The organism is Rhodococcus sp. 15-649-2-2 (genome assembly GCF_002258645.1).
In the GTDB taxonomy this organism is placed as follows: Bacteria; Actinomycetota; Actinomycetes; order Mycobacteriales; family Mycobacteriaceae; genus Rhodococcoides.
This window is the reverse complement of the sequence record NZ_NPFM01000002.1, coordinates 204,992-227,324: the sequence shown is the minus strand read 5'-3', so window position 1 is coordinate 227,324 and position 22,333 is coordinate 204,992. Positions and strand designations below refer to the sequence as shown.

At 64.2% G+C, this 22,333-nt stretch carries 22 protein-coding genes, 1 tRNA gene and 1 pseudogene; 9 read left to right on the top strand and 15 right to left on the bottom strand.

Annotated features, from left to right (window positions below; translation table 11 throughout):
• Positions 1–85: 85 nt before the first annotated feature.
• The 3 genes from pth to CH305_RS01840 all read right to left on the bottom strand — a co-directional run bounded on the left by pth (position 86) and on the right by CH305_RS01840 (position 2,211).
• Positions 86–673, bottom strand: a complete 588-nt coding sequence (gene pth, locus CH305_RS01850) for an aminoacyl-tRNA hydrolase (RefSeq protein ID WP_230594531.1) — start codon at positions 671–673, stop codon at positions 86–88.
• Positions 674–761: 88 nt separating this feature from the next.
• A complete protein-coding gene (locus CH305_RS01845; RefSeq protein ID WP_032404287.1) occupies positions 762–1,424 on the bottom strand; it encodes a 50S ribosomal protein L25/general stress protein Ctc in 663 nt (220 codons plus the stop codon).
• Between the two features lie 178 nt (positions 1,425–1,602).
• A complete protein-coding gene (locus CH305_RS01840; RefSeq protein ID WP_052058788.1) occupies positions 1,603–2,211 on the bottom strand; it encodes a TetR/AcrR family transcriptional regulator in 609 nt (202 codons plus the stop codon).
• Here CH305_RS01840 and CH305_RS29270 point away from each other — a divergent pair.
• Positions 2,174–3,115 (top strand): annotated as a pseudogene (locus CH305_RS29270) (DMT family transporter); the annotation flags it as partial. The gene CH305_RS01840 and the pseudogene CH305_RS29270 sit on opposite strands and share 38 nt — an antisense overlap.
• Positions 3,116–3,163: 48 nt before the next feature.
• Here the strand turns inward: CH305_RS29270 and CH305_RS29340 are convergent.
• Complete coding sequence (locus tag CH305_RS29340) at positions 3,164–4,333, bottom strand: aminotransferase class V-fold PLP-dependent enzyme (protein WP_094702318.1); 1,170 nt, start codon at positions 4,331–4,333, stop codon at positions 3,164–3,166.
• Positions 4,334–4,477: 144 nt separating this feature from the next.
• On the opposite strand from CH305_RS29340, the gene egtA reads away from it, so the two are divergent.
• Genes egtA through egtD form a run of 4 tightly spaced genes read left to right on the top strand, consistent with a single transcriptional unit; the run spans position 4,478 to position 8,750 of the window.
• Positions 4,478–5,734, top strand: a complete 1,257-nt coding sequence (gene egtA / locus CH305_RS01820) for an ergothioneine biosynthesis glutamate--cysteine ligase EgtA (protein ID WP_094702316.1) — start codon at positions 4,478–4,480, stop codon at positions 5,732–5,734.
• Complete coding sequence (egtB, locus tag CH305_RS01815) at positions 5,731–7,035, top strand: ergothioneine biosynthesis protein EgtB (RefSeq protein ID WP_179278147.1); 1,305 nt, start codon at positions 5,731–5,733, stop codon at positions 7,033–7,035. Before egtA ends, egtB begins: the two co-directional genes overlap by 4 nt.
• Positions 7,036–7,785 (top strand): ergothioneine biosynthesis protein EgtC, encoded by a 750-nt coding sequence (egtC, locus tag CH305_RS01810; protein WP_094702312.1) that lies wholly within the window; start codon positions 7,036–7,038, stop codon positions 7,783–7,785.
• The gene (egtD, locus tag CH305_RS01805) at positions 7,782–8,750 is read left to right on the top strand and encodes an L-histidine N(alpha)-methyltransferase (RefSeq protein ID WP_094702310.1); all 969 of its coding nucleotides are present in this window, start codon (positions 7,782–7,784) and stop codon (positions 8,748–8,750) included. The genes egtC and egtD overlap by 4 nt, the downstream gene beginning before the upstream one ends.
• A 4-nt stretch (positions 8,751–8,754) precedes the next feature.
• Here the strand turns inward: egtD and CH305_RS01800 are convergent, their stop codons facing one another.
• Positions 8,755–9,606, bottom strand: a complete 852-nt coding sequence (locus CH305_RS01800; protein WP_094702393.1) for a helix-turn-helix transcriptional regulator — start codon at positions 9,604–9,606, stop codon at positions 8,755–8,757.
• Between the two features lie 101 nt (positions 9,607–9,707).
• Between CH305_RS01800 and CH305_RS01795 the strand changes: the two genes are divergently transcribed.
• Positions 9,708–10,703 (top strand): aldo/keto reductase, encoded by a 996-nt coding sequence (locus tag CH305_RS01795; protein ID WP_094702391.1) that lies wholly within the window; start codon positions 9,708–9,710, stop codon positions 10,701–10,703.
• A gap of 9 nt (positions 10,704–10,712) precedes the next feature.
• On the opposite strand, the gene CH305_RS01790 is transcribed toward CH305_RS01795, so the two are convergent.
• Positions 10,713–11,108 carry a RidA family protein gene (locus CH305_RS01790; protein ID WP_094702308.1) on the bottom strand — a complete coding sequence of 132 codons (396 nt, stop codon included), beginning with the start codon at positions 11,106–11,108 and terminating at the stop codon, positions 10,713–10,715.
• A 96-nt stretch (positions 11,109–11,204) separates the two neighbouring features.
• Between CH305_RS01790 and CH305_RS01785 the strand changes: the two genes are divergently transcribed.
• Positions 11,205–12,215, top strand: coding sequence for a YafY family protein (locus CH305_RS01785; protein WP_094702306.1), 1,011 nt, complete (start codon positions 11,205–11,207; stop codon positions 12,213–12,215).
• Here the strand turns inward: CH305_RS01785 and CH305_RS01780 are convergent.
• The 8 genes from CH305_RS01780 to CH305_RS01745 all read right to left on the bottom strand — a co-directional run bounded on the left by CH305_RS01780 (position 12,179) and on the right by CH305_RS01745 (position 19,638).
• Entirely contained in the window at positions 12,179–13,564 is a 1,386-nt protein-coding gene (locus CH305_RS01780) for an ABC transporter permease (protein ID WP_094702304.1), read from the bottom strand. The two genes, CH305_RS01785 and CH305_RS01780, sit on opposite strands and share 37 nt — an antisense overlap.
• Entirely contained in the window at positions 13,561–14,313 is a 753-nt protein-coding gene (locus tag CH305_RS01775; RefSeq protein ID WP_032377260.1) for an ABC transporter ATP-binding protein, read from the bottom strand. Before CH305_RS01775 ends, CH305_RS01780 begins: the two co-directional genes overlap by 4 nt.
• 93 nt (positions 14,314–14,406) lie before the next feature.
• Positions 14,407–15,069 carry a response regulator transcription factor gene (locus tag CH305_RS01770; RefSeq protein ID WP_032404276.1) on the bottom strand — a complete coding sequence of 221 codons (663 nt, stop codon included), beginning with the start codon at positions 15,067–15,069 and terminating at the stop codon, positions 14,407–14,409.
• Positions 15,066–16,262: a sensor histidine kinase gene (locus CH305_RS01765; RefSeq protein ID WP_094702302.1), complete on the bottom strand. Its 1,197-nt coding sequence runs from the start codon at positions 16,260–16,262 to the stop codon at positions 15,066–15,068. Before CH305_RS01765 ends, CH305_RS01770 begins: the two co-directional genes overlap by 4 nt.
• Before the next feature lie 18 nt (positions 16,263–16,280).
• On the bottom strand, positions 16,281–16,913 hold the full coding sequence (locus tag CH305_RS01760) for a hypothetical protein (protein ID WP_230592568.1): 633 nt from the start codon (positions 16,911–16,913) through the stop codon (positions 16,281–16,283).
• Positions 16,914–17,060: 147 nt separating this feature from the next.
• Complete coding sequence (locus CH305_RS01755) at positions 17,061–18,044, bottom strand: ribose-phosphate diphosphokinase (protein WP_032377257.1); 984 nt, start codon at positions 18,042–18,044, stop codon at positions 17,061–17,063.
• On the bottom strand, positions 18,041–19,513 hold the full coding sequence (gene glmU, locus CH305_RS01750) for a bifunctional UDP-N-acetylglucosamine diphosphorylase/glucosamine-1-phosphate N-acetyltransferase GlmU (protein ID WP_032377256.1): 1,473 nt from the start codon (positions 19,511–19,513) through the stop codon (positions 18,041–18,043). The genes CH305_RS01755 and glmU overlap by 4 nt, the downstream gene beginning before the upstream one ends.
• A gap of 54 nt (positions 19,514–19,567) precedes the next feature.
• Positions 19,568–19,638, bottom strand: a tRNA-Gln gene (locus CH305_RS01745).
• A gap of 243 nt (positions 19,639–19,881) precedes the next feature.
• Between CH305_RS01745 and CH305_RS01740 the strand changes: the two genes are divergently transcribed.
• Positions 19,882–20,514: a TetR/AcrR family transcriptional regulator gene (locus tag CH305_RS01740; RefSeq protein WP_080730482.1), complete on the top strand. Its 633-nt coding sequence runs from the start codon at positions 19,882–19,884 to the stop codon at positions 20,512–20,514.
• A 189-nt stretch (positions 20,515–20,703) separates the two neighbouring features.
• Positions 20,704–21,348, top strand: a complete 645-nt coding sequence (locus tag CH305_RS01735; protein ID WP_032404274.1) for a ScbR family autoregulator-binding transcription factor — start codon at positions 20,704–20,706, stop codon at positions 21,346–21,348.
• Between the two features lies 1 nt (position 21,349).
• Here CH305_RS01735 and CH305_RS01730 read toward each other — a convergent pair whose 3' ends face one another.
• A complete protein-coding gene (locus CH305_RS01730) occupies positions 21,350–22,330 on the bottom strand; it encodes an alpha/beta fold hydrolase (protein ID WP_094702300.1) in 981 nt (326 codons plus the stop codon).
• Positions 22,331–22,333 lie beyond the last annotated feature (3 nt).

Genomic DNA, 22,333 nt, shown 5'->3' with positions numbered 1-22,333 from the left:
AGGAGACCTCACACCTTTTTTGCGGGGTGCGCGCGTGCGTTCGGAAGCGAGAACAGGCGCGCACCTCACAACAGGGGTGTGGGGTTCAGCGCGGGTGCACCCTGTTCTGGGCTGCTTCGAGCCCGGCCGAGAGTAGAAGTTCGGCGGCGTCCGCGGCTTCTTCGACGACGACGCCGAGATCCTTGCGTTCGGCGGCCGAGAACGGCTTGAGGACGAACGATGCAGGATCCATTCGTCCGGGTGGGCGTCCGACGCCGACGCGAACCCGCAGGTAGTCCTTGGTGCTCAGATGCTGCGAGATCGAGCGCAGCCCGTTGTGTCCGCCTTCACCGCCGCCGAGTTTGAGTCGTAGAGCACCGAAGTCGATGTCCAACTCGTCGTGCACCACCACGATGTTCGCCGCGTCGATGGAGAAGAACCGTGCCAACGCGGCCACCGGCTGGCCCGAGAGATTCATGAACGTCCGCGGCTTGGCGACGACCACCGAGCGACGACCCAGACGAGCCTGCACGATGTCGGAATTGGACTTCTTGTGCGAGGAGAACGCCCCGCCGATGCGTCCGGCCAACGCGTCGGCGACCATGAAACCGACGTTGTGGCGGGTCTTTTCGTACTGCGGGCCAGGATTGCCGAGCCCGACGATCAGGGCCGGCGCTTCGGGGTCAACACTCACGGTCGTCATTCTCTCATCGGTGATTCGAAACGAACGGCGCGCCGGTCCCGTGGGGGAGCGACGCGCCGTTCGACGTGGTGGGTGAGAATCAGCTCTCGTCGGAGCTTTCCTCGTCCGTGGACTCTGCTTCTTCCTGAGTCTCTGCTTCGCCCTCTTCGGAGATGGGCTCGGTGCCTTCGCCGTCGGCCTCGAGGTCTTCCTCGGACGGAGCCTCGACGACGTTGACGAGGAGCGTCTCGCCGTCGGACACCAGGGTGACGCCGGACGGAAGGTCCAGGTCAGCTGCGGTGATCTGGGTACCGATCTGAGCCTCTTCGACGGAGACGACGAAGTTCTCGGGGATCTCCAGTGCGTCGGCCTCGATCTCGACCGCGGTCGAGTCGGTGGTGACGAGGGTGCCCGGTGCGGCGTCGCCCTCGACGATGATGTTGACCTCGACGGTGACGCGCTCGCCCTTCTTCAGGACGAGGAGGTCGGCGTGCTCGATGCTGCGACGGATCGGGTGCACGACGATCGACTTGGTGAGCGCCAGTTGCGACTTGCCGGCGATGTCGAGGGTGAGCACAGCGTTGGTGCCGTCGTTACGCAGCACAGCCGCGAACGCGCGAGCGTCCAGCGCGAGGTGCTGGGGGTCGGTGGCGTGTCCGTACAGAACGGCGGGAACGAGGCCGTCGCGACGTGCGCGGCGAGCTGCGCCCTTGCCGAATTCGGTGCGGACCTGCGCGGTGAGATTGTTTACCTTCGATGCCATGGTGCTACATGCTCCTGATAACTGTGGTTCGTGCGGCGTACTTCGTCGGGCGGTCAAGCTCGTCGGGGCGGACACGAACGAGCGCGGCCAACGGGGCCGAGCCGCGTCGATAACGGTGGATCCTGAAATCGTGGATCTACCCTCGCCGAGACAACCTGGAAGACAATACACGACCACGTCATGTGCGCGGAAGTTCGACCCCTGCTACGAACTTTCGCGCACCTGCGAGCGCAGCGAGCAACTCGGCGGCAACATCACGCGCCACGGATATCGCATCGTCACGGCCGCCCGCGGTTCCCATCACCACCGCGCCCTCGTGCAGTACCGACAGTCGCGATCCCAGCTGTTCGGCGTTGGCATACCCGGCGTCGTCGGCCAATCGCGCGAACAGCGATCTGGTCCATTCCTTCTCGGACTTGATGATCTCGAGTACCGGGCTGTCGGTGCCGCCGAACTCGGCGAACGCGTTGACGAATCCGCAGCCGCGATGGTTGTCGCGCATCCACAGATCGAGGGCGTCGTACACCCCCAGGATGCGCGCGTCTCCCGGGGCGAGGGATTCGACGTACCGGCTCACGTGCTCGCACCACAGGCCGTAGCGGCGGGTGAGGTACCGCTGCACCAGGCCGTCCTTGGAGCCGAAGCGGTCGTACAGGGTCTTCTTGGTGGTGCCGGCTTCCTCGGCGATGAGGTCGACGCCGACGGCGCGAATTCCGCGGGCGTAGAACAGCTCGCTGGCGACGGTGAGAATGCGTTCTCCGGCGGGGGTGAGTGGCTTGTCGAGCATGGTTGCCTTCCGAAAGCGCTGGTGGGAAGCAGGTGCACTGCGAGTATACAGACCTGTATGTTTACATCGCTGCATGAAAGCAAATGTCGACGCCGTCGCAGGTACTGCCCTGGTGGTGCTGTGGAGTTCGGGGTTCATCGGAGCCGAGCTCGGTACAGCGCAAGCCCCCGCGCACACGCTGCTGGCCTGGCGCTATGTCGCGGCCGTGGTGCTACTGATCGCCTGGTGCCGATATCGACGGCTGACACCGACCTGGCACGCCATCCGAATTCACGCCGTCCTCGGCCTGTTCTGCCAGTTCCTCTACCTCGGGGCCACCATCACCGGCATCGGGATGGGCGTGCCGCCAGGTGTCGCCGCGCTGATCGCCGCCCTGCAGCCTCTGCTGGTCGCGTTGGCGTCGAGCAGGATCTTCGGCGAACGCGTCGGGGCGAGGCAGAGTCTGGGGCTCGTCGTCGGGATCGTCGGGGTAACGCTGGTCGTGGTGGGGGACATGTCCGGTGCGGATCTCGCCTGGCCCGTCTACCTGCTACCGGCCGCCGGGATGCTGGCTCTGTCGATAGGGACGATCGGTCAGCGAATCCTGGCACCGAAGGAGCCGATCGCGCTGTCGATGGCCATCCAATGTTCGGTCAGCGCAGCCGGTTTCATGACATGGAGCATGCTGGCCGGAGATGCCGCACCGCCGATGACGGTGGGTTTCGGATTGGCCGTCGCCTGGACCGTGGTGCTGTCGACCTTCGGCGCATACGGCGCGTATCTGTTCGTGGTGCGTCGCAGCGGGCCCACCCGCGCCAGTGTGCTGCTTTACCTGACTCCGCCGACGACCATGGTGTGGGCCTGGCTCATGTTCGGCGATGCGATCACCTGGGTTGGAGTGGGTGGCCTCGTGGTCTCGGCAATCGGTGTGGCTGCCTATGTGAGCGGAAGTGTGGAACGACCGGAGAGCCGGTCACTCACCTGCGAGCGCAGCGAGCATCGTGTCCAGTTCGGCGAACGTGACGAAATAGTGGGGAGATGCGCGCACCACGGCGTCGAGTCCCCGGCCCGTCATGTCCAGTCGTGTCGAGCTGCGGTGGCTGACCGTCACCGTCACTTCCTCGGCGGCGAGTCGATCGCGGACAGTCACGGGATCTTCACCGTCGACGGTGAAGGAGACGATGCCACTCCTGCGATCGCCCAGATCCTGCACCGTCGCCCCGGGGATTTTTCGGAGTCCGGCGCGCAGGTATTCGGCACGTTCGGCGACGGCTTCTTCGACGTGGTCGATACCGAGCTCGAGTAGGTAGTCGACGGCAGCGCCGAGTGCGAGCCTGGCCGCGACGTCGCATTCCCAGAACTCGAATCGTGTGGCGTCGTCGGCCATTCGGTAGGTGGAGGTGTCTTCCCACTGAGCGCTGTGCAAATCGAGGGCCGGTGGATGCAGCGTCGACGCCAATCCTGGACGCAGGTAGAGAAATCCGGTTCCGCGCGGGCCACGAAGCCATTTGCGTCCGGTGGCGGACAGAGCGTCGACATCGAGCTCGGCGACGTCGACACGCATCTGCCCCATGGACTGGCAGGCGTCGAGCAGTACCAGGGCACCGTGTCGGTGGGCGAGATCTGCGACAGCGCGAGCGGGATTGATCAGACCGCCGTTGGTGGGTGCGTGCACCACCGAGACCAGCTTGACGCGATCGTCGAGCATGGTTCCCAGCGCGTCGACGTCGATTCGTCCCGACTCGTCGCTCGGAATCACGTCGACGATCGCTCCGGTGACCTCGGCGCGGTGGAGGGCGGAGATTGCGTTGCTGGCGTATTCGGCCTCGCACAGCAGGATTCGATCACCAGGGGAGAGCGGCACCGAGTAGAAGAAGTCGGTCCAGGCTCGCGTTGCGGAGTCGCTCAGTGCGATGCTCGACGCCGAAGCCCCGATCAACGTTCCGATCGATGTCTTCACCGCGGCGAGGTCGTTCGCTCGTTCGTTTGCGGCCCGGTAGCCACCGATTTCCGCTTCCCGGCGCAGGTGTGCGACGGCGGTGTCGACGACGACGGTCGGCGGCAACGAGGACCCGGCGCTGTCGAGGAATACCCGACCCGACGCACCGGGGGTGTCGCGGCGAATGCGGTCGTGATCGAGCATGGTCGTCCTTCCTGTCACGAACTCTCGGCATCAGGGTTGCACAATCGGTAGCCTCGATACGACGCGGGATCACGGCGTTTTCGATCCCCGCAGCTGGGTACGTTCGATAGCGAAGAACGTGGTGAGTGCGGAAAGAAGGAAAAAGTGTCGTCCAACGAGAAATCCCTCGAGCTGAGCACACGCCCAGCAGCCGAGGCATACGTGTCGAAAGTGTGTTTCAAGCTGGGTCCACCGGCCCTGATCGGTGCCGAACTCGAGTGGCTCACCGCCCTCGACGACGGAACGCGTCCCAGCCTCTCTTCGCTTGCAACTGCACTCGGTGATCACTCCCCGCGCAGTATCGCCCCCGAGTCACCCGCCCTGACGTTGCCGGGCGGAAGTATGGTCACCGTCGAACCCGGCGGCCAAGTCGAATTGTCCAGTTCGCCTTATACATCCGTTTCCGATCTCGCATCGATGCTCGACGCCGATGCCCGGTTGTTGCGAGACATGCTCGAGGACTCCGGCATCAGCATCCTGGCGGTTCCGGCCGATACCGCGCGTGCTCCGGAACGGCTCCTCGTCCTGCCGAGATACTGCGCGATGGAGAACCGATTCACCACCATCGGCCCCTATGGCAAATTGATGATGTGCAACACGGCTGCCGCGCAGGTGAGTGTCGACGCCGGTCGTGATCGAGCCGAGGTTGCCGCGCGTTGGCGAATGCTCCACGTCATCGGCCCGGCCTTCGTGGCGGCATTCGCGCGATCCCCGGAACTCGAGGGAGCCCCCGAAGGAGTATGGGCGTCCCAGCGCATGCGGACGTGGCTCGAACTCGATTCCAGTAGAACGGATTCCAGCAGAACCGCGGTTCCCACTACCGGAGATCCGATTGCCGATTACGCACGGTGGGCTCTCGACGTGCCGCTGCTCTGCATACAGGGCATCGACCAGAACTGGGAAGCGCCCGCGGGTACGACGTTCGCACAATGGTTGGCCGATCCAGGCGTCGTCGGACGTGCCCCCACATACGGGGATCTCGACTACCACCTGACCACCCTCTTTCCTCAGGTTCGAGCGTGCGGTCACCTCGAGATCCGTTACCTCGATGCCCAGCCGGACGGGCAGTGGGTGGTTCCTGCGGCGGCGTTCGAGGCGCTGTTGTCGACACCCGAGCTGGTGGCTCGCGCGACCGAGATCGGAGCAGGGACCGCCGGACGTTGGATCGACGCGGCGCGCGTCGGGCTGGGCGACCGCGATCTCCGATCGGCCGCAACCGAATTGCTGAAACTCGCGGCGGAGTTCGGCGGCGAGCACGACGACTACCTGTCGGCGGCCGCTCGCCGATGTCACTCGGGCGAGCCCCCGAGCGAATTCGACTCTGCGACGCGGGAATTCCACACTCGAAAGGAATCGGTGTGAGCGCCGAACAACTCAGGAACAGGATCGAAACGGTCCTCACACGCAGCCGCGCCCGCAGCGCAGCACTCACCGATTGCGTGGACGAAACCGAACTGATGGCGCAGCATTCGCCGTTGATGAGCCCGCTGGTCTGGGATCTCGCGCACATAGGAAGTCAGGAAGAACTCTGGCTGGTTCGCGACGTCGGTGGCCGTGACCCAGTGCGTCCCGATATCGACGAGCTGTACGATGCGTTCAAGCACTCGCGTTCTTCACGAACGTCGCTTCCGCTGCTCACTCCCGACGAGGCGCGCGTCTACGTGCAAACCGTTCGAGACAAGGCCTGGGACGTGCTCGACCGCAGCACATTTGCGGGCAGGCCGGTCGAGAAGCACGGATTCGCGTTCGGCATGATCGCGCAGCACGAGCAGCAACACGACGAGACCATGCTGGCGACGCATCAATTGCGCTCGGGGCCCGCTGTTCTCGCCGCCCCTGCGCCGCCGTCGTCTGCGGTTCAGGTCTCGGGTGAGGCGATCATCTCCGGTGGGTCGTTCTCGATGGGCACCTCACTCGACCCGTGGGCGCTGGACAACGAACGTCCGGCCCACCCGGTGCACGTGCCCACGTTCGCGATGGACCGCGCCCCGATCACCAACGCACAGTTCGTCGAGTTCATCGAGGACGGCGGATACCGACGCCGCGATCTGTGGACCGAGAAGGGTTGGCAGCACCGCGTCGACGCCGATCTCAGCGCTCCGCAGTTCTGGGAGCGCGATTCCGACGGCACGTGGTGGCGTCGTAGCTTCGGGGTGCGCCGTCCGGTGCGTCCGCACCAACCCGTCGTTCACGTGTGCTGGTTCGAGGCCGACGCGTACGCCCGGTGGGCGGGCAAGCGCCTACCGACAGAGGCGGAGTGGGAGAAGGCCGCGCGCTTCGATGCCGAGACCGGTACCAGCCGTGCCTACCCGTGGGGCGACGCCGAACCCACTGCGGCGCATGCCAATCTGAATCAGCGGCACCTCGAACCGGCGGACGTGGGCGCGTATCCGGACGGTGCGTCCGCGGACGGCGTGCACCAACTCATCGGTGACGTCTGGGAATGGACGTCGTCGGACTTCGAGCCGTACCCCGGATTCGAGGCGTTCCCCTACGCCGAATACTCCGAGGTGTTTCTGCGAGGCGATTACAAGGTGTTACGCGGCGGCTCCTTCGGCACCGACGAAGTGGCGTGTCGAGGCACGTTCCGTAACTGGGACCACCCGATTCGCCGGCAGATCTTCAGCGGCTTCCGGTTGGCCCGCGACGTCGAGCCCAGCTGAATGTGCCGTCACCTGGCATATCTCGGCCCCCGCACGTCCGTCGGGGGAGTGCTCACCGACGGTGAACACAGTTTGCGTGTGCAGTCGTACGCCCCGAACGACATGCGCGGCGGGGGCACCATCAACGCCGACGGGTTCGGCGTCGCGTGGTGGCAGGACGGTTCGGTGCGCAGCTACCGCAATCCGATGCCCATCTGGACCGATCCGGCGGTCGATGATGTTCTGCCGCAGCTCCATTCGACGTCGGTGATCGCCGCCGTGCGATCGGCCACGGTAGGAATGCCGGTGGAACGATCGGCCTGCGCGCCGTTCACCGACGGCCGTTGGGCGTTCAGTCACAACGGTGTGGTTCGCGGCTGGCCCCACTCGCTGACCGACCTGTGGTCCGAGGTGCCACCGGTCGATGCACTCACGTTGCCTGCTCCGACCGACGCAGCCGCAGTCTGGATCGTGTTGCGGCAGTTACTCGACACTCTCGACCCGCCGGCAGCCCTCGCCACGTTGGTTCGGCGCATCGAAGCGCGTGCGCCGGGGTCCAGGCTCAACTTTCTCCTCGGCGATGGGGAGAACATGTACGCCACCGCAGTGCATCACGCATTGTCGGTCCGTCGTTCCGATGACGCCGTCACCATCGCATCCGAACCGACCGACGACAGTACCGACTGGACGCACATCGACGACCGCAGTCTTGTCGTTGCCACGGCGTCGGAGTTCACCGTTTCCCGTCTCGACGAAGAGGAGCACACATGAGCACTGTCGAGGTACACCTCGCAGACACAGCACTGGTGGACGAATTACGCAAGGATGTGCGAGACGGGTTGACGTCTTCGCCGAAGTGGCTCTCGCCCAAGTACTTCTACGACGCACTCGGCAGCGAGTTGTTCGAGCAGATCACAGTGTTGCCGGAGTACTATCCGACCCGCACCGAGCGGGCACTCCTCGAAGAACATGCCCTCGACATCGCCGAGGCAACCGGATCGACGATGTTGATCGAGTTGGGCTCGGGCTCGTCGGAGAAGACGAAGATTCTGCTCGCTGCAGGGGTCAAGCACGGATCACTGAAAACGTATGTGCCGCAGGATGTATCCGTTACGGCGCTCGAGGGAGCCATCGAGCAGATCGCCCAGGAGTTCCCCGCTCTCGAGGTGCACGGCATCGTCAGTGATTTCACCGACACACTGCACAATCTGCCGGCGGGTAACTCACGCACCATTGCGTTTCTCGGCGGCACCTTGGGCAACCTCATCCCCGAGGAGCGCGAGGAATTTCTGAAGGCCATCGCCGACGCGCTCGATCCAGGAGAGCACCTGCTGCTCGGTGTCGGGCTGGTCATCGACCCGAAGGTTCTCGTTCCGGCGTACGACGACGCGGCCGGGGTGACGGCGGAGTTCAATCGAAACGTGCTGTCGGTGATCAATTCTCGCCTGGGCGGAAACTTCGATGCCGACGCGTTCGAGCACGTTGCGCTCTGGAATGCCGAGCAGGAGTGGATCGAGATGCGGCTACGGGCCTCGTCGCCGCAGGAGGTGTATCTCGCCGATCTCGATCTGCCCGTGCATTTCGACGCCGGTGAGGATCTGCGCACCGAAATCTCGGCGAAGTTTCGACCGGAAGGCATCACCGAAGAACTCGCCGCCGCAGGGTTCGACGTCGACCATCTATGGACCGATGCAGAATCTCGCTTCGCGCTCATCCTCGCGCGCAAGGGTGGGTAGCGACCTATTCGGCGAGAGTCACATCCAGTTGCTGAGTGCCGATGACGCCGAGTAGATCCAGTTTCTCTCGGGCATCGGTTCCCGGTTGCGGCGAATAGACCAGGAGGTGTTGGCCCTCTTTCTGAGTCACGAGTGTCTCGCAGTGGACCGCGATTACGCCGAGTTCGGGATGCACGAAGCGTTTGGACGCCGACGTCTTGTATGCGACTCGGTGTTCGCTCCAAATCGTCTCGAACTCGGAACTGGCGGCGCGTAGACGCTCGACCAGTACAGCGACCTCAGGATCGCCTGCTCGTCTGGCCGACACTGCTCGAAGATCGGCGACGTGCTTGTGGCCCATGCGATCCCAGTCCTCGCGTACGAAGTTGCGGCGCGTGCCGGGATCGGTGAACCAACGCCACACCACGTACTTGCCGAGCCCGGTGTACCTGCGCGGGTCCTCGGCCAGCGCGAGGTACATCGCATTGTGCGCCACGATCTCACCGAGGTCGGTCACGACGCAGGCGGGTGTGTCGTCGAGCTTGGTCAACAGGTGCATGAGGCCGGGGCCGACGTGTTTGTCCGCACCCATCCGCGTCGGTGGTGATTGGCCGGCGAGGATGTAGAGATGGTCTCGCTCGTCGTCGTCCAACCTCAGGGCGCGGGCCAGCGCACTCAATATCTGAGTCGACGGGTGCGGCCCGCGGCGTTGTTCGAGGCGGGTGTAATAGTCGGTGGACATCCCGGCCAGCAGTGCCACCTCGTCGCGACGCAGCCCGGGCGTGCGGCGTCGCGGTCCCGGTGCGACACCTACGTCGCCGGGAGTCAGAAGTTCCCGACGTCGTCGGAGAAAATCGGCCAGTTCGTCACGTTCCACGTATCGAGTGTGCGCCTCGTCGCCGGTTCGAGCCAGGGATCGGCAGTCCTCCGACAACTGCTCTCTGCCGCAATTCTCGTCGGGAACGCACAGTGGACGACATGAACAGAACACAATTGGGAAACTCCGGACCCACCGTCTCGCGTATCGGCCTCGGCGCGATGGGGATGTCCGGTGCATACGGCGAATCGAACGACCGGGAATCGATCCGCACCATCCATGCTGCTGTCGACGCAGGCGTCGATCTTGTCGACACCGGTGACTTCTACGGTGCCGGCCACAACGAGATGCTGATAGGAAGGGCACTGAAAGAGCGCAACCGGGACGACGTCGTGCTGTCGGTGAAATTCGGAGCCCTGCGCGGGCCCGACGGTGGATGGCTCGGCTTCGACGGCCGACCGGAGAGCGTCAAGAGTTCGCTGGGCTACACGTTGCAGCGGCTGGGTGTGGATCACGTCGACGTCTACCGGCCGGCCCGCCTCGATCCACGCGTGCCAATCGAGGATACTGTCGGTGCCATTGCCGAGATGATCGAGGCGGGCTACGTCCGCCACATCGGTCTGTCCGAGATCGGTAGCGAGACACTGCGGCGAGCGGCAGCGGTGCACCCGATCAGCGATCTCCAGATCGAATACTCCATCGTCTCGCGCGGTATCGAGTCAGACATCCTCGATACCGCGCGTGAACTCGGCGTCGGAATCACGGCGTACGGCGTGCTCTCACGTGGGTTGCTCAGCAACACGTTTCGAGCTCACAAGCCACTGTCCGCCGACGATTTCCGGGCACACAGCCCGCGATTTCAGGGGGAGAACCTCACCCGGAACGTCGAGTTGGTGGAACTACTCGCCGAGATCGCCGACGACCGCAGCATCACCGTCGCGCAGCTCGCCATCGCTTGGGTCATGTCTCGTGGTGACGACATCGTCCCGGTGGTCGGTGCCCGCTCGGTCGAGCGATTGACGGAAACCATTGCTGCATCGGAGATCTCGCTGACCTCCGACGAGGTAGCGCGCATCGAGAATGCCGTGCCGAAAGATGCGGTAGCAGGTGAGCGCTACGCCGAGGCACAGATGGCGCAACTCGACAGCGAAGCCTGAGCAGAGGCGTCAGCCCACGGCGATGGCGTCGATCTCGATCATCTGACCCGGGATTGCCAACCTGGCCACCCCCAGCATCGTCATGGTCGGCGCAACTCCTGCGGCTCCCAGTCTCGCCATGAGTACGCCGTAGTGCTGGAACAGAAGGTCGACGTCGGTGGTGTACACACCCAGCCTCACCACGTTCGAGATCGACATCTCGGCCCCCGCCAACACGGCGTCCAGATTGTCGAGACTCAGCGTCAGCTGCGCTTCCATGTCTCCCTCGTGCACGGGCGTGCCGTCGCTGTTCGTCGAGGTCTGCCCGGAGCAGTAGAGGGTCCTGGTGTGTCCGGTGACCAGCTCGCCCTGGTTAAAGCCCAGAGCGACTGACCAGTTCACCGGGTCGACTGCAGTTCTTTCCATATCTTCGTCTCCGTCTCGTTCGTTTCCGATCAGTACGAAGCAAGATTGACAGCGATACACGACACCCTCTGTCGTGTATTTCGGTACCGTTCGCGCATGCGTGCGGACAGGTTGGTCTCGCTGGTGCTTCTGTTGCGCCAGCGCGGCCGAATGACGGCCGACTCTCTCGCCGTCGAACTGGAAGTGTCGACTCGCACCGTCCTCCGCGACATCGACGCTCTGTCGACTGCGGGCGTCCCTGTCTACGCGGAGCGCGGCAGGCTGGGAGGGTTCGCGCTACTGCCTGGCTTCAGGACCGAATTTCCGGGCCTCAACCACGATGAGACCCTGTCGCTACTGGCCGCAGTGGGATCGAACGGCGGAGATCACGCGCTCGGCCTCGGATCCGGAGTGGTGTCAGCGCTCCGAAAGGTGATGGACGCGTTGCCCGACGGCCATCACGACACCGCGCGTACTGCCGCTCGCCGGCTACTCATCGAGCCGGAGACAGACCTTCTGTCTCGACGGGTTGTCAGCGAGCAGATACCCGCTCCCATCATGGACTCCGTTCGCAGGGCCGTGTTCGACGGCAGCAAGCTCCGGATTCTCTACGCGCCGAACGACCGAGATGCGCAGTGGCGCACGGTGGATCCTGTCGGCTTGGTCGCAGTGCGAAGCCGGAGCTACCTGCTGGCGACCCGAGACGGCGAAGACCGCACCTACCGACTTTCGCGGGTGCAGGACGCCGAGGTGCTTCTCGAGCCGGCCCAACGGCCGGACAGCGTGCATCTCGATCGGATGTGGCACGAGCGCAGCACCCGATTCAGGAACGGCGGCACCCCTGTGACGGTGTCGGCGCTCATCGACCCGAGGCGCCGGGAAGAACTGGCAGACACTGCATTGACCGTCACCGACGAGGATCTCGACGGTGACGGTCGGTTGCGAATGGACATGACTTTCCAGGATGCGCGGCACGCTGAGTGGGCTCTGTGGCAACTCGGTACCGACGCGGAAGTCCTGGTGCCGCAGTCGTTGCGGGATGGTCTGTACGGCCGGGCCCTTGCAATCGCCGAGCGCTATAGACCACGCGATCAGGCGTCCGCCAACGCGAGTACCGGCGAAATTTGATTCGCCCGACGAGCCGGGGTCAGTGAGGCCCCGAGTGCGAGGAGTCCACCGCACAACACGGTTCCGGCGATGACCGCCCATGGCAGGGTGGGCGCGGTGAGTCCGCGGGAATCGAGTGAGCCCAGCAGCGATTGTGCTGCGGCCCAGCCGTACACGATGCCGAGGATCAGACCGAAGCCCATGGACGCGACCACCATCTGAGTACTTTCCGAAACGATCATCGCTCGAATCTGCTTGCGGGTGAATCCGAGTGCACGCAGCAGACCGATCTCACGGGTGCGCTGCAGAATGCTCAGCAGCAGGTTGTTCACCATTCCGACGGCCGCGATGACGGCCGAGAAGCCGATGAGTCCGGTCATGATTCCTACTGTCACGGTGAGCACTTGGCCGACCGTGGCCTCGTCGTATTCGTTGACGAGCATCGACCGGTAGCTGTACATCGCGACCGCGAACGTCGTCACCAACGTCACCCCGATCAACAGTCCCACCGCGGTACGGGTACTGCGATCCGGATAGCGAATCGCGTTGGCGGATGCCAATCGGGCAGCGGGTCCACGGCCGGACAGTCTCCCGACCAGTTTCAGTGTCGCGGGCAGAATGCGGTACGCCCCGACCATGATTCCGGTGAACGATGCGACACCACCGAGGAACGCGACCAGAACACCGCCCGGGTTGACCATCCCGATCAGGACACCGAGCCCCAGCAGAGCCACGCCGCCGGCGATGAGCACGATAGAGAGCGCGGTCCTGATCCGACGCGACCGCGGAGCCTCCACGCCCGTGTCGACCGCACCTCCGGTTGCCTGGACAGGTGTGACGTCCAGGACTTTTCGTGACCCCACATACGACGCGACGGTGGTCGTCAGCACCACGATCACGACGGGCAGAAGCACCACCGGCTGAACGGTCGTGTACTGCACATCCGGCAGCTGACCGGCCGAGACCGCAACGGCCCGGGCCAGGTGACTCGCGCCGACGCCGAGGACCATACCGACTGCGCCACCGAACAATCCGACGACGAGGCCCTCGCGTGCTACCGATCGGCGCAGGTCACGAGAGCGGGCTCCCAACAGTCGAAGGAGTGCGATGGTGCGGGTGCGCCCCGCGACGATCGTCGCGAACGTGTTCGAGGTGACCACCGCCGCGACGTACAACGCGAGGCCGATGAACACCAGCGCCACGCTGTACAGCGCGTTGACGGCAGCACCGTCGAGGTCTGAATCCCCGAAGATGTCTACCAGAAACGCGGTTGCCTGAATCAACACAACTCCGAAGAACGACGCCAGCGATGTCACCAGAATGCTGGCACCGTGCTCTTTCGACGCCTGAGCAGAAGTCAACGCACTCATCGGACGCTCTCCATTCCCAGCATGTAGCTCGAAATCTGTTCTGCGCTCGAACGCCCGAGCTCGTTGACGATGCGCCCATCGGCGAGGAAGACGATGCGATCGGCGTAGCTGGCTGCGATCGGATCATGAGTGACCATGACGATCGACTGGCCGTACTCGCGCACCGCCGCGGCCAGGAGGCCGAGAACCTCGCGGCCGGTGCGGGAATCGAGGTTGCCGGTGGGCTCGTCGGCGAAGATGAGATGCGGTCGAGTCCCCAGCGCACGGGCGATCGCAACGCGCTGCTGCTGTCCGCCCGAGAGCTGATGTGGACGGTGGTTCACCCGACCTTGTAGTCCCAAGGTGTCGATGAGTTGCTCGATCCAGGCCGACTCCTGCGCACTGGGTGCGCGGCCGTCGAGCTCGAACGGCAACAGGATGTTGCCCCGAACATCCAAAGTGGGAACAAGATTGAAGGACTGGAAGATGAACCCGACTTGCTTGCGTCGCAACGTCGTCAGAGCGTCGTCGTTGGCCGAGGTGATGTCTGCACCGGCCAGCATCAAGTGACCCGAGCTGGCGTTGTCCAGCCCGGCCATGACGTGCATGAGCGTCGATTTGCCGGAACCGGACGGTCCCATGATGGCGGTGAACTGGCCGGCGTGAATGTCGAGAGAGACGTTGTCGAGGGCGCTCACCGGATTGGACGAGTCGCCGAAGTGCTTACTGACCTGAAATGCCCGTGCAACAGGGCCTGCTGTGATCGTCATGCCCACAACGCTATGAACGCGCCGGATCGAAGTAATCAGGCGCGAGTCTTCGCGTCGTACATCTGCAGGATGACATCGGCGTCAGTCCCGAGGTCAAGGCGAGTTCAGTCCGTGCTCGAAAGCGTAGACCACCAGCTGCACTCGATCGCGCAGGTGCAGCTTGGCGAATATGCGGCTGATGTGTGTTTTCACCGTCGCCTCGCTCAGGTACTCCAGCTCGGCGATCTCGGAGTTGCTCAGCCCGCGGGCTGTGAGCCGGAAGAGCTCCTTCTCCCGCGCAGTGAGGGTCTCGAATGCGGCCGGCACCGTCGGAACCGGAGGTGTCGGAGTGAAATGCGCCAGCAAGCCGGTCGTCGCGGACGCGGCGATCACCGAGTTTCCGGCATGGACCGTACGGATCGCAGCGAGCAGAAACTCCGGGTCGGCATCCTTGAGCACGAATCCGCTTGCGCCCGAACGAATGGCTCGCGCAGCGCTCTCGTCCAGGTCGAACGTGGTGAGTACCAGAATGCGCGGAGGTGTGTCGGAGGCGGCCAAAATCTGCTCGGTCGCGGCGATACCGTCGAGCACCGGCATCCGGATGTCCATGAGCATCACGTCGGGAGTGACGGACGCTGCGAGTTCGACGGCTTCTCGTCCGTTGCCCGCCTCCCCGACGAATTCCAGGTCGGGCTGGGAGGAGATCAGCATGCGAATGCCGGCTCGGAACAGCTGCTGATCGTCGACCAGCGCAACTTCGATGCGATCGGAACTCACGTCGTGCCCTTCGTCGAAGGGGTGGTGGTGGGCAACCACGCCGTCACAGTCCATGACGAGGCGTCGCCGGTCGCTGTGCACGTGCCGCCGGAGAGGCCGGCGCGTTCCTTCATGCCGGCCACTCCGTGGCCGGACGATTCCGCGGCGGGAAGCCCCGGGAACACACTGTTTCGTACCGTCAGTTCGACGCCGGCAGAATCCGATTCGATGGCGACGGTCACCGGCGCGTTCGGATCGCCATGGCGCAGTGCATTGGTCAACGATTCCTGCGCGATGCGGTACAACGCCAGATGCGCTCCTGCACCCAACGACACGTCGCCGGTGTCGATCGAGGAGTCGATGTTCAGGCCGGTGGCGCGCATCTGGTCGAGCAGACGCTCCAGGTCGCCCGGACCGGGGGTCGGTAGATCGCCTTGGCTGTGGCGGAGCTGTCCCAGCAGCACCCGGACGTCGGACAGTGCCTCGCGCGCTGTGTCGGAGATCGTCGTCAGTGCAGTGTCGACGGCCGCGGGGTCCAGTGCACGCACGTAGCGTGCGCCATCGGCCTGAGCGATCACCACGGCCAGGGAATGCGCCACGATGTCGTGCATGTCCCGGGCAATTCGGTTGCGCTCTTGTTCGATTGCCACTTCATGCTCGGCTCGCGCCTGGTGTACCTCGGCGAGCTCGCGCGCGTGTGCCGATTCGATGGCTGTACGCCGGGCGTAGGCGAGTCGACCGAGCGCCCAGGACAGCCCGAGCATGGCCCACAGCGCAGCGAGGAGAACGGCGGCCTGCAGCAGCCTCGGTTCCTGAAATCCTGCATCGGTGGGCGCCCCGAATGGATTGCCGTCCACGAACGCCAGGTACAGCGCCGCTATCACTCCGCCGACGACGGCCGAGGCGAGACCGAGGCGTCGAACCACGTTGTCGCCGTACGCGGCCGAGCAGTACAGAATCGCGAAGATCGCTGTATCCGCCGACAGGGGGAGCACTCCGCTGACCATCTGTACGACGGCAAGGACCCAGGCGAGCGCCAAGGACCATCGTGGCGATCGGCGCCGGATGGCCAATGCGATGCCGAACCCGATCAGAACAGCTGCGCCCGGAGAACCGGAGGATTGGCTCAGAGTCGACGGCAGCAGGAGCAGAACGAAGACCACGGCGTAGGTGACATCGAGCACCTGCCGTGAGGTCGAACGCTTGCGCAGCACTCGATCAGACTACGTGGATCAGTTGGTGCGGCGACGAGCCTTCTCGAGCGCGGCCAGTGTTGTCAGCACGGTGGTCCGCTGACGTTCGAGATCCTTCATGCGAGCGCGTGCGGGGAGGCCCTGAACGCCGTCGAGTGCGCTGATCTGCTCGTCGACGGAGGTGAGTTGGCCGAGCAACTTCTCCACGCGGGACTGCAGTTCGATCGCATCGATTCCGGTGACACCGGCCTGCGACTTCTTCGTCGGTGCCTTCGCCGGAGCGGAGGTCGATGAGGGTGAGGCCGGTGCGTTCACCGCGGCAGCGGCCCTGGGGCGCAACGCCTTGCGTACGGCGGCCGGGTCGGGGAGCTTCTCGAGCCGAATGCGGTTGAGGACCTCACGCGCATCGCGGGCGGTGACGCGGTACTCGCGCTCCTCGTCGTCCTCGGACGCCAGGGTGCCGCCCAGGGGCCGCAGACCGTACATGCCGATGAAGTGCTTGGCCTCGTCGATGACGGCTTCCTTCTCGCGGCACAGACCGCAGCGAGGCTCGTTCCTGAAGGTTTCGACGCTGTCGGTGCTGCCGCACCAGACGCACCCGCCCGGCGTCCATCGAGCAATTCTGACGGTAGTAGTTCCAGCCGGGCCGTTGAGAGAGTGCGCGTCGATCACGACGAGTCATCTTAGGTGACAACAAAACCCGCCCCACACACCCCCGTCTCGCGAGCTGCATATTCCGGTCGTCGACGTGACGTAGTTCATGCAGTGCGGACGGAGAGTGGGTGGGGCGGGTTCCGGTCGAGTGAAACAGACCTATTGTTATGCGCTGCCGTTGAAAAGGCTGGTGACGGAACCGTTTTCGAAGACCTCGCGGATGGTGCGGGCCAGCAGGGGTGCGATCGACAGCTCGGTGAGCGTCTCGAAGCGCTTCTCGTCGCTGATCGGGAGGGTGTTGGTGACGACGACTTCCTTGGCACCGCAGTTGGCGAGGCGCTCGGCGGCCGGGTTGGACAGAACGCCGTGAGTGGCGGCGATGACGACGTCGCCCGCGCCTGCTTCCTTGAGAACCTTCACCGCGCCCGCGATGGTGCCGCCGGTGTCGATCATGTCGTCGATGAGGATGCAGGTGCGGCCCTCGACCTCGCCGACGACGCGGTTGGACTTGACCTGGTTGGGCACCAGCGGATCACGCGTCTTGTGGATGAAGGCCAGCGGTGCGCCGCCGAAGGAGTCCGCCCACTTCTCGGCGACGCGGACGCGGCCGGAGTCGGGGGAGACGACGGTGATGTGCTCGAGGCTGTACTTGCCGCGGATGTGATCGGCGAGCTGGCTGTGCGCGTGCATGTGATCGACGGGGCCGTCGAAGAAGCCCTGAATCTGATCGGTGTGCAGGTCGACGGTGATGATGCGGTCGGCACCTGCGGTCTTGAGCAGATCGGCGACGAGGCGAGCGGAGATGGGCTCGCGGCCGCGGTGCTTCTTGTCCTGGCGGGCGTACGGGTAGAACGGGAGGATCGCGGTGATGCGCTTGGCCGATCCACGCTTGAGAGCGTCGATCATGATCAGCTGTTCCATCAGCCAGGTGTTGAGCGGGAACGGATGCGACTGCAGAACGAACGCGTCCGATCCGCGGACCGACTCCTCGAAGCGCACGAAGATCTCGCCGTTGGCGAAGTCACGTGCCGTCTGCGGGGTGATCTCGATGCCGAGTTCCTTGGCGACCTGCTCGGCCAACTCCGGATGTGCTCGACCAGAGAACAACATCAGGTTCTTCTGGTTGTCGATCCAATTGGGGGTGCTCACTGCTGTTCGCCGTCCTTTTGTTCGTGCCGATCACGATCTGCGAGCGCCGCTGCCTGCGCAGCTTCGGTTCCGGGCCTGTTGTCGATGACCCAGCCTTCGATATTGCGTTGCTTGCCACCGGAGACGGCCAGCGCGCCGGGAGGAACATCTTCCCGAACCACTGTCCCTGCGCCGGTGTAAGCGCCGTCGCCCACGTGAACGGGAGCGACGAACGTCGAGTCGGAACCGGTCCGTACATGGGATCCGATTTCCGTGCGGCTCTTGTTGACGCCGTCGTAGTTGGCGAAGACGTTGGAGCAACCGATGTTGCTGTGGTCGCCGATCGTGGCATCGCCGACGTAGGTCAGGTGCGGAACCTTGGTGTGGTTGCCGATCGTCGCGTTCTTGGTCTCGACGTAGGCACCGAGCTTGCCGCCGGTGCCGAGAACGGTGCCCGGTCGCAGGTAGGTGAAGGGTCCGACCGTCGCATCCGGTCCGATCACGGCCTGCTCGGCGTGGGTGCGCACCACCGACGCGCGTTCCCCGATCTCGACGTCACGCAAGGTCGAATCCGGCCCGACGACCGCGTCGTCGGCGATATGGGTCTTGCCGTGCAGCTGGACACCGGGCTCGAGGCGAACGTCCGCACCGAGAGTGACATCGATGTCGATCCACGTGGTCGACGGGTCGACGACGGTGACGCCTGCCCGCATGTGCCGCTCGATGATGTGGCGATTGAGTACCGACGTGACGTGCGACAGCTGCACGCGATCGTTGACGCCCACCACCAGGTCGGGATCGGCGAGTTGGGTGCCGTAGACGGCTTTGCCGTCGGCTTTGCTGATCTTGACGACGTCGGTCAGATACAGCTCGTGCTGGGCATTGGCGGTGCTGAGCTTGCCGAGTGCGGTGCGCAGCGCCACCGCGTCGAACGCGTAGACGCCGGAGTTGACCTCGCCGATCAGCACCTGAGCGGGGGTGGCATCGGCGTGTTCGACGATCTCGGCCACCTCGCCGTCGTCGGTGCGAACGATGCGGCCGTAGCCGTTGGCATCGTCCGGAACGAAGGTCAGTACCGTCGCGGCTGCGGGACGGGGAGCGCTCAGATGCTCGTCGAGCAATGCCTTGAGGGTGTGGCCGTCGAGCAGAGGGACGTCGGCCGCGGTGACGAGGATCGTGCCCTCGAAGTCGTCCGGGAGCGCGGCCAGGCCGCACTGCACGGCATGTCCGGTACCCAACTGTCGATCCTGAACAGCGGTATGGATGGTTCGACCCAAGGTGGCCGCGAGATCGTGCACGGCGGAAGAGACTCGTTCACGATCGTGTCCGACGACGGTAACCAGGTGGTCGGGCCCGAGGTCGGCGGCCGCGTGAAGGGCGTGCGCGAGCATCGTGCGTCCGGCGAGAGGATGCAGAACTTTCGGGGTCTTCGAGCGCATTCGGGTACCTGCACCCGCAGCGAGAACGACCACGGCGGTCTGCACAGGCATTGAGCTCCTCAGGCGGTAACGCGAAAGACGGGAATGCGTGAATGATGTTGCTCGCTCCGCCGCCAGGACTCGAACCTGAACTATCTGAACCAAAATCAGAGGTGCTGCCATTACACCACGGCGGATAATCGACCGGTGGTACAGACAGTGGCCGACGAATCGAACGACGCATTCGTCAAGCCGTTGCGCTCCCACCGAGCGCAACGATCCTCGCATGAGAGGTAGTGGTGAGTCGAACCGCGACGTATAACAGACCTCCTCTGTCGTTCCCACAGGCACACCAATGGGATGGATCGGGCATCGCTAGGGTGAGGTGGTCGTCGATTCCGGCGTCAGGACGTGCACGGTCGGTAACGGAAGCGGTTTCCATGTCAGCCTCGGAGCAAGAACGCTCACCTCGGGTTCGGATGACCGGGACTCAACGTCGTGAGCAGTTGATCGAGGTGGGACGGACGCTCTTCGCCGAACGTGGCTACGAGGCCGCGTCGGTGGAGGAGATCGCCGGTCGGGCCAACGTGTCCAAACCGGTCGTCTACGAACATTTCGGCGGCAAAGAAGGCCTCTATGCCGTCATCGTCGACCGTGAGATGTCCACGTTGCTGGGGATGATCACCAAATCTCTCGATCTCAATCGGTCGCGAATCCGCGTGGAACGTGTCGCGCTCGCGCTACTGACCTACATCGAGGATCGGACCGACGGTTTCCGCATACTCGTTCGTGATTCCCCTGCCTCTGCCGAGGACGGCAAGTACTCGTCCCTGCTCAACGAGGCCATCGGACGCGTCGGACACATGTTGGCCGGAGACTTCTCGCGTCGCGGCCTCGATCCCGAGTTCGCCCCGATGTATGCCCAGGCCCTGGTCGGAATGGTGTCGATGACGGCGCAGTGGTGGCTGGACGTGCGCACTCCCTCGAAGGAAGTGGTGGCTGCACACGTGGTCAACCTGTGCTGGAACGGGTTGACAAACCTGGAAGCGGACCCTCGACTGACCGAGGAATGAGTACCCGGTTTCGTCTCTTTGCGGTGAAAGAGGGGGTATCGTCCCCTTTGTCGGCCATGAGAGCTGTGTCACTCACGGCACAGTGCTCAACCGGACCGATGCATGTTGGCATGAGACGTAAAGCCACTCAGTGGTACCGTTCGGGCGTAATTTGCGCAGTGTCAGTACAGAATCGCGAAGGCGGATCCTATGGTCAGGCAGGCCCGCGCTGAGATAACCCGCGACACCGTGCTCGCGGGCGCAGCGAATGTATTCCTGCGCCTCGGGTACGCGAACGCGAGTCTCAGCGAGATCATCTCTCAGTCTCAGGTCACCAAAGGCGCTCTGTACTTCCATTTCGGTTCCAAGGAAGAATTGGCGCGTGCGGTCATCGACGAGGGAAACACTCGTCTGACCACTGCCTGCTCGCAGTTCAACGATGGTCGAATCCCCGCACTCGAAGCGGCTATCGGCATCTCCTACATCGTCGTCGATCTCTCGGTCAGCGATCCCATGGTCTCGGCCATGCTCCGATTGAGCCATCAGATCGGTGACTACCGAGGCACCGAGGGCAATGTGATGGCCGGCTGGAGCGAGTCGTTCGACAGGCTCGCCGGCAAGGCGATCGCGCAGGGCGACATCGATCCCAACTCGGATTCACGCACTATCGGTTCGCTCGTACTCGAGATTCTCACCGGCGTGCACATGGTTGCGGTCGCCACCTCCACCACCGAGGAATTGCCCTCGCGCATGGAGCGACTCTGGTACTACCTCCTGCCGGCCCTTGTTCCTGCCAACAAGTTGGACTACTTCCGCGAGTTCGCGGCTCGTCGAGTCATCCGCTTCGGCCCGTAACTCACGAGTTCTCCGCAACGAAGTCTGCAATATCGCCCTGGAGGCGATCCGGATATTCGCCGTTGACGGCATGTGAGGCGTCGGGATAGAGCCGCACGGTCCCGTCGGGAAGCGCCCGTTCTGCCGTGGCGACGGCATCCGTGGCGTCGTGCATCACGGACTTTCCTGCGATGACGGCCAGTAGCGGCACCTCGAGTGTCGCTAGGCGTTCTTCGGTGATTCGCGTGGGCCGCGGCAGTTTCAGCGAGTAGCCCTGCATTCCGGCCTCGATCATGTCTGCAATCGGAACGTTCTGGACCTCGGCACCGCCTGCGGTGTACGAGTTGAAGCCGTCTCGCCATGACTTCGGCAGCCACGGTACGGCGGCAGGGAGCGCGCGGATCGCGGTGCTCCAGGGGATGTCGGAAAAGACCTCCACAGGGTCGATCAGTGTGAGGGAGGCGATGCGGGAGCTGTCGTGCAGTGCCAGGTTCGCCGCCGTCCACCCGCCGATGGACAGCCCGATCACGTGCACTTTGTCGACGGGCAGAGCCGCGAGGGTCTGCGCGAGCCAGTCTGCCTGATCTTCGTCACCGGAGATCGGACGTTCTTGAATACTGCGACCCGGTTCGCCCAGTAGATCGACGGTGTAGACGTCCCCGATCGTCAGCAGGCCCGGAAGATTCGCTGCCCAGACCGGGGTCGCGGAGGACCGCCCAGGTAGGAGTAGTAGCGGGTGCGTCGAGCCGCCCGTGCCGGCAAACCGATAGACGCGGACGACGCCATAGTCGGTGCGAACGTCGATTGTTTCTGCCGGGGTGGGTAGATCGTCGAAAGCGAGGTCGTATGCGGCGAGAGATCGATCCTCGCTCTCTGCGCTGTTCCAGTGCCCGACAGGTGAGGGGGATCGGAGCGCGAACGTGAGGGCGAGCGCGCCGACGGTCAACGCCCCGGCTGCGATCTTCAGGTATCGACGGCGTGTTTTCGGTACTCGATCGTTCATGTC

Excerpts from the sequence above, each read along its gene's own strand:
- CH305_RS01785 (WP_094702306.1), top strand. The coding sequence starts at position 11,205 with ATGCGTGCGGACAGGTTGGTCTCGCTGGTGCTTCTGTTGCGCCAGCGC.
- glmU (WP_032377256.1), bottom strand. The coding sequence starts at position 19,513 with ATGCCTGTGCAGACCGCCGTGGTCGTTCTCGCTGCGGGTGCAGGTACC.
- egtD (WP_094702310.1), top strand. The coding sequence starts at position 7,782 with ATGAGCACTGTCGAGGTACACCTCGCAGACACAGCACTGGTGGACGAA.
- CH305_RS01840 (WP_052058788.1), bottom strand. The coding sequence starts at position 2,211 with ATGCTCGACAAGCCACTCACCCCCGCCGGAGAACGCATTCTCACCGTC.
- CH305_RS01735 (WP_032404274.1), top strand. The coding sequence starts at position 20,704 with ATGGTCAGGCAGGCCCGCGCTGAGATAACCCGCGACACCGTGCTCGCG.
- CH305_RS01740 (WP_080730482.1), top strand. The coding sequence starts at position 19,882 with ATGTCAGCCTCGGAGCAAGAACGCTCACCTCGGGTTCGGATGACCGGG.
- CH305_RS01845 (WP_032404287.1), bottom strand. The coding sequence starts at position 1,424 with ATGGCATCGAAGGTAAACAATCTCACCGCGCAGGTCCGCACCGAATTC.
- CH305_RS01775 (WP_032377260.1), bottom strand. The coding sequence starts at position 14,313 with ATGACGATCACAGCAGGCCCTGTTGCACGGGCATTTCAGGTCAGTAAG.
- CH305_RS01730 (WP_094702300.1), bottom strand. The coding sequence starts at position 22,330 with ATGAACGATCGAGTACCGAAAACACGCCGTCGATACCTGAAGATCGCA.
- CH305_RS01780 (WP_094702304.1), bottom strand. The coding sequence starts at position 13,564 with ATGAGTGCGTTGACTTCTGCTCAGGCGTCGAAAGAGCACGGTGCCAGC.
- CH305_RS29340 (WP_094702318.1), bottom strand. The coding sequence starts at position 4,333 with ATGCTCGATCACGACCGCATTCGCCGCGACACCCCCGGTGCGTCGGGT.
- CH305_RS01795 (WP_094702391.1), top strand. The coding sequence starts at position 9,708 with ATGAACAGAACACAATTGGGAAACTCCGGACCCACCGTCTCGCGTATC.
- egtC (WP_094702312.1), top strand. The coding sequence starts at position 7,036 with ATGTGCCGTCACCTGGCATATCTCGGCCCCCGCACGTCCGTCGGGGGA.
- CH305_RS01790 (WP_094702308.1), bottom strand. The coding sequence starts at position 11,108 with ATGGAAAGAACTGCAGTCGACCCGGTGAACTGGTCAGTCGCTCTGGGC.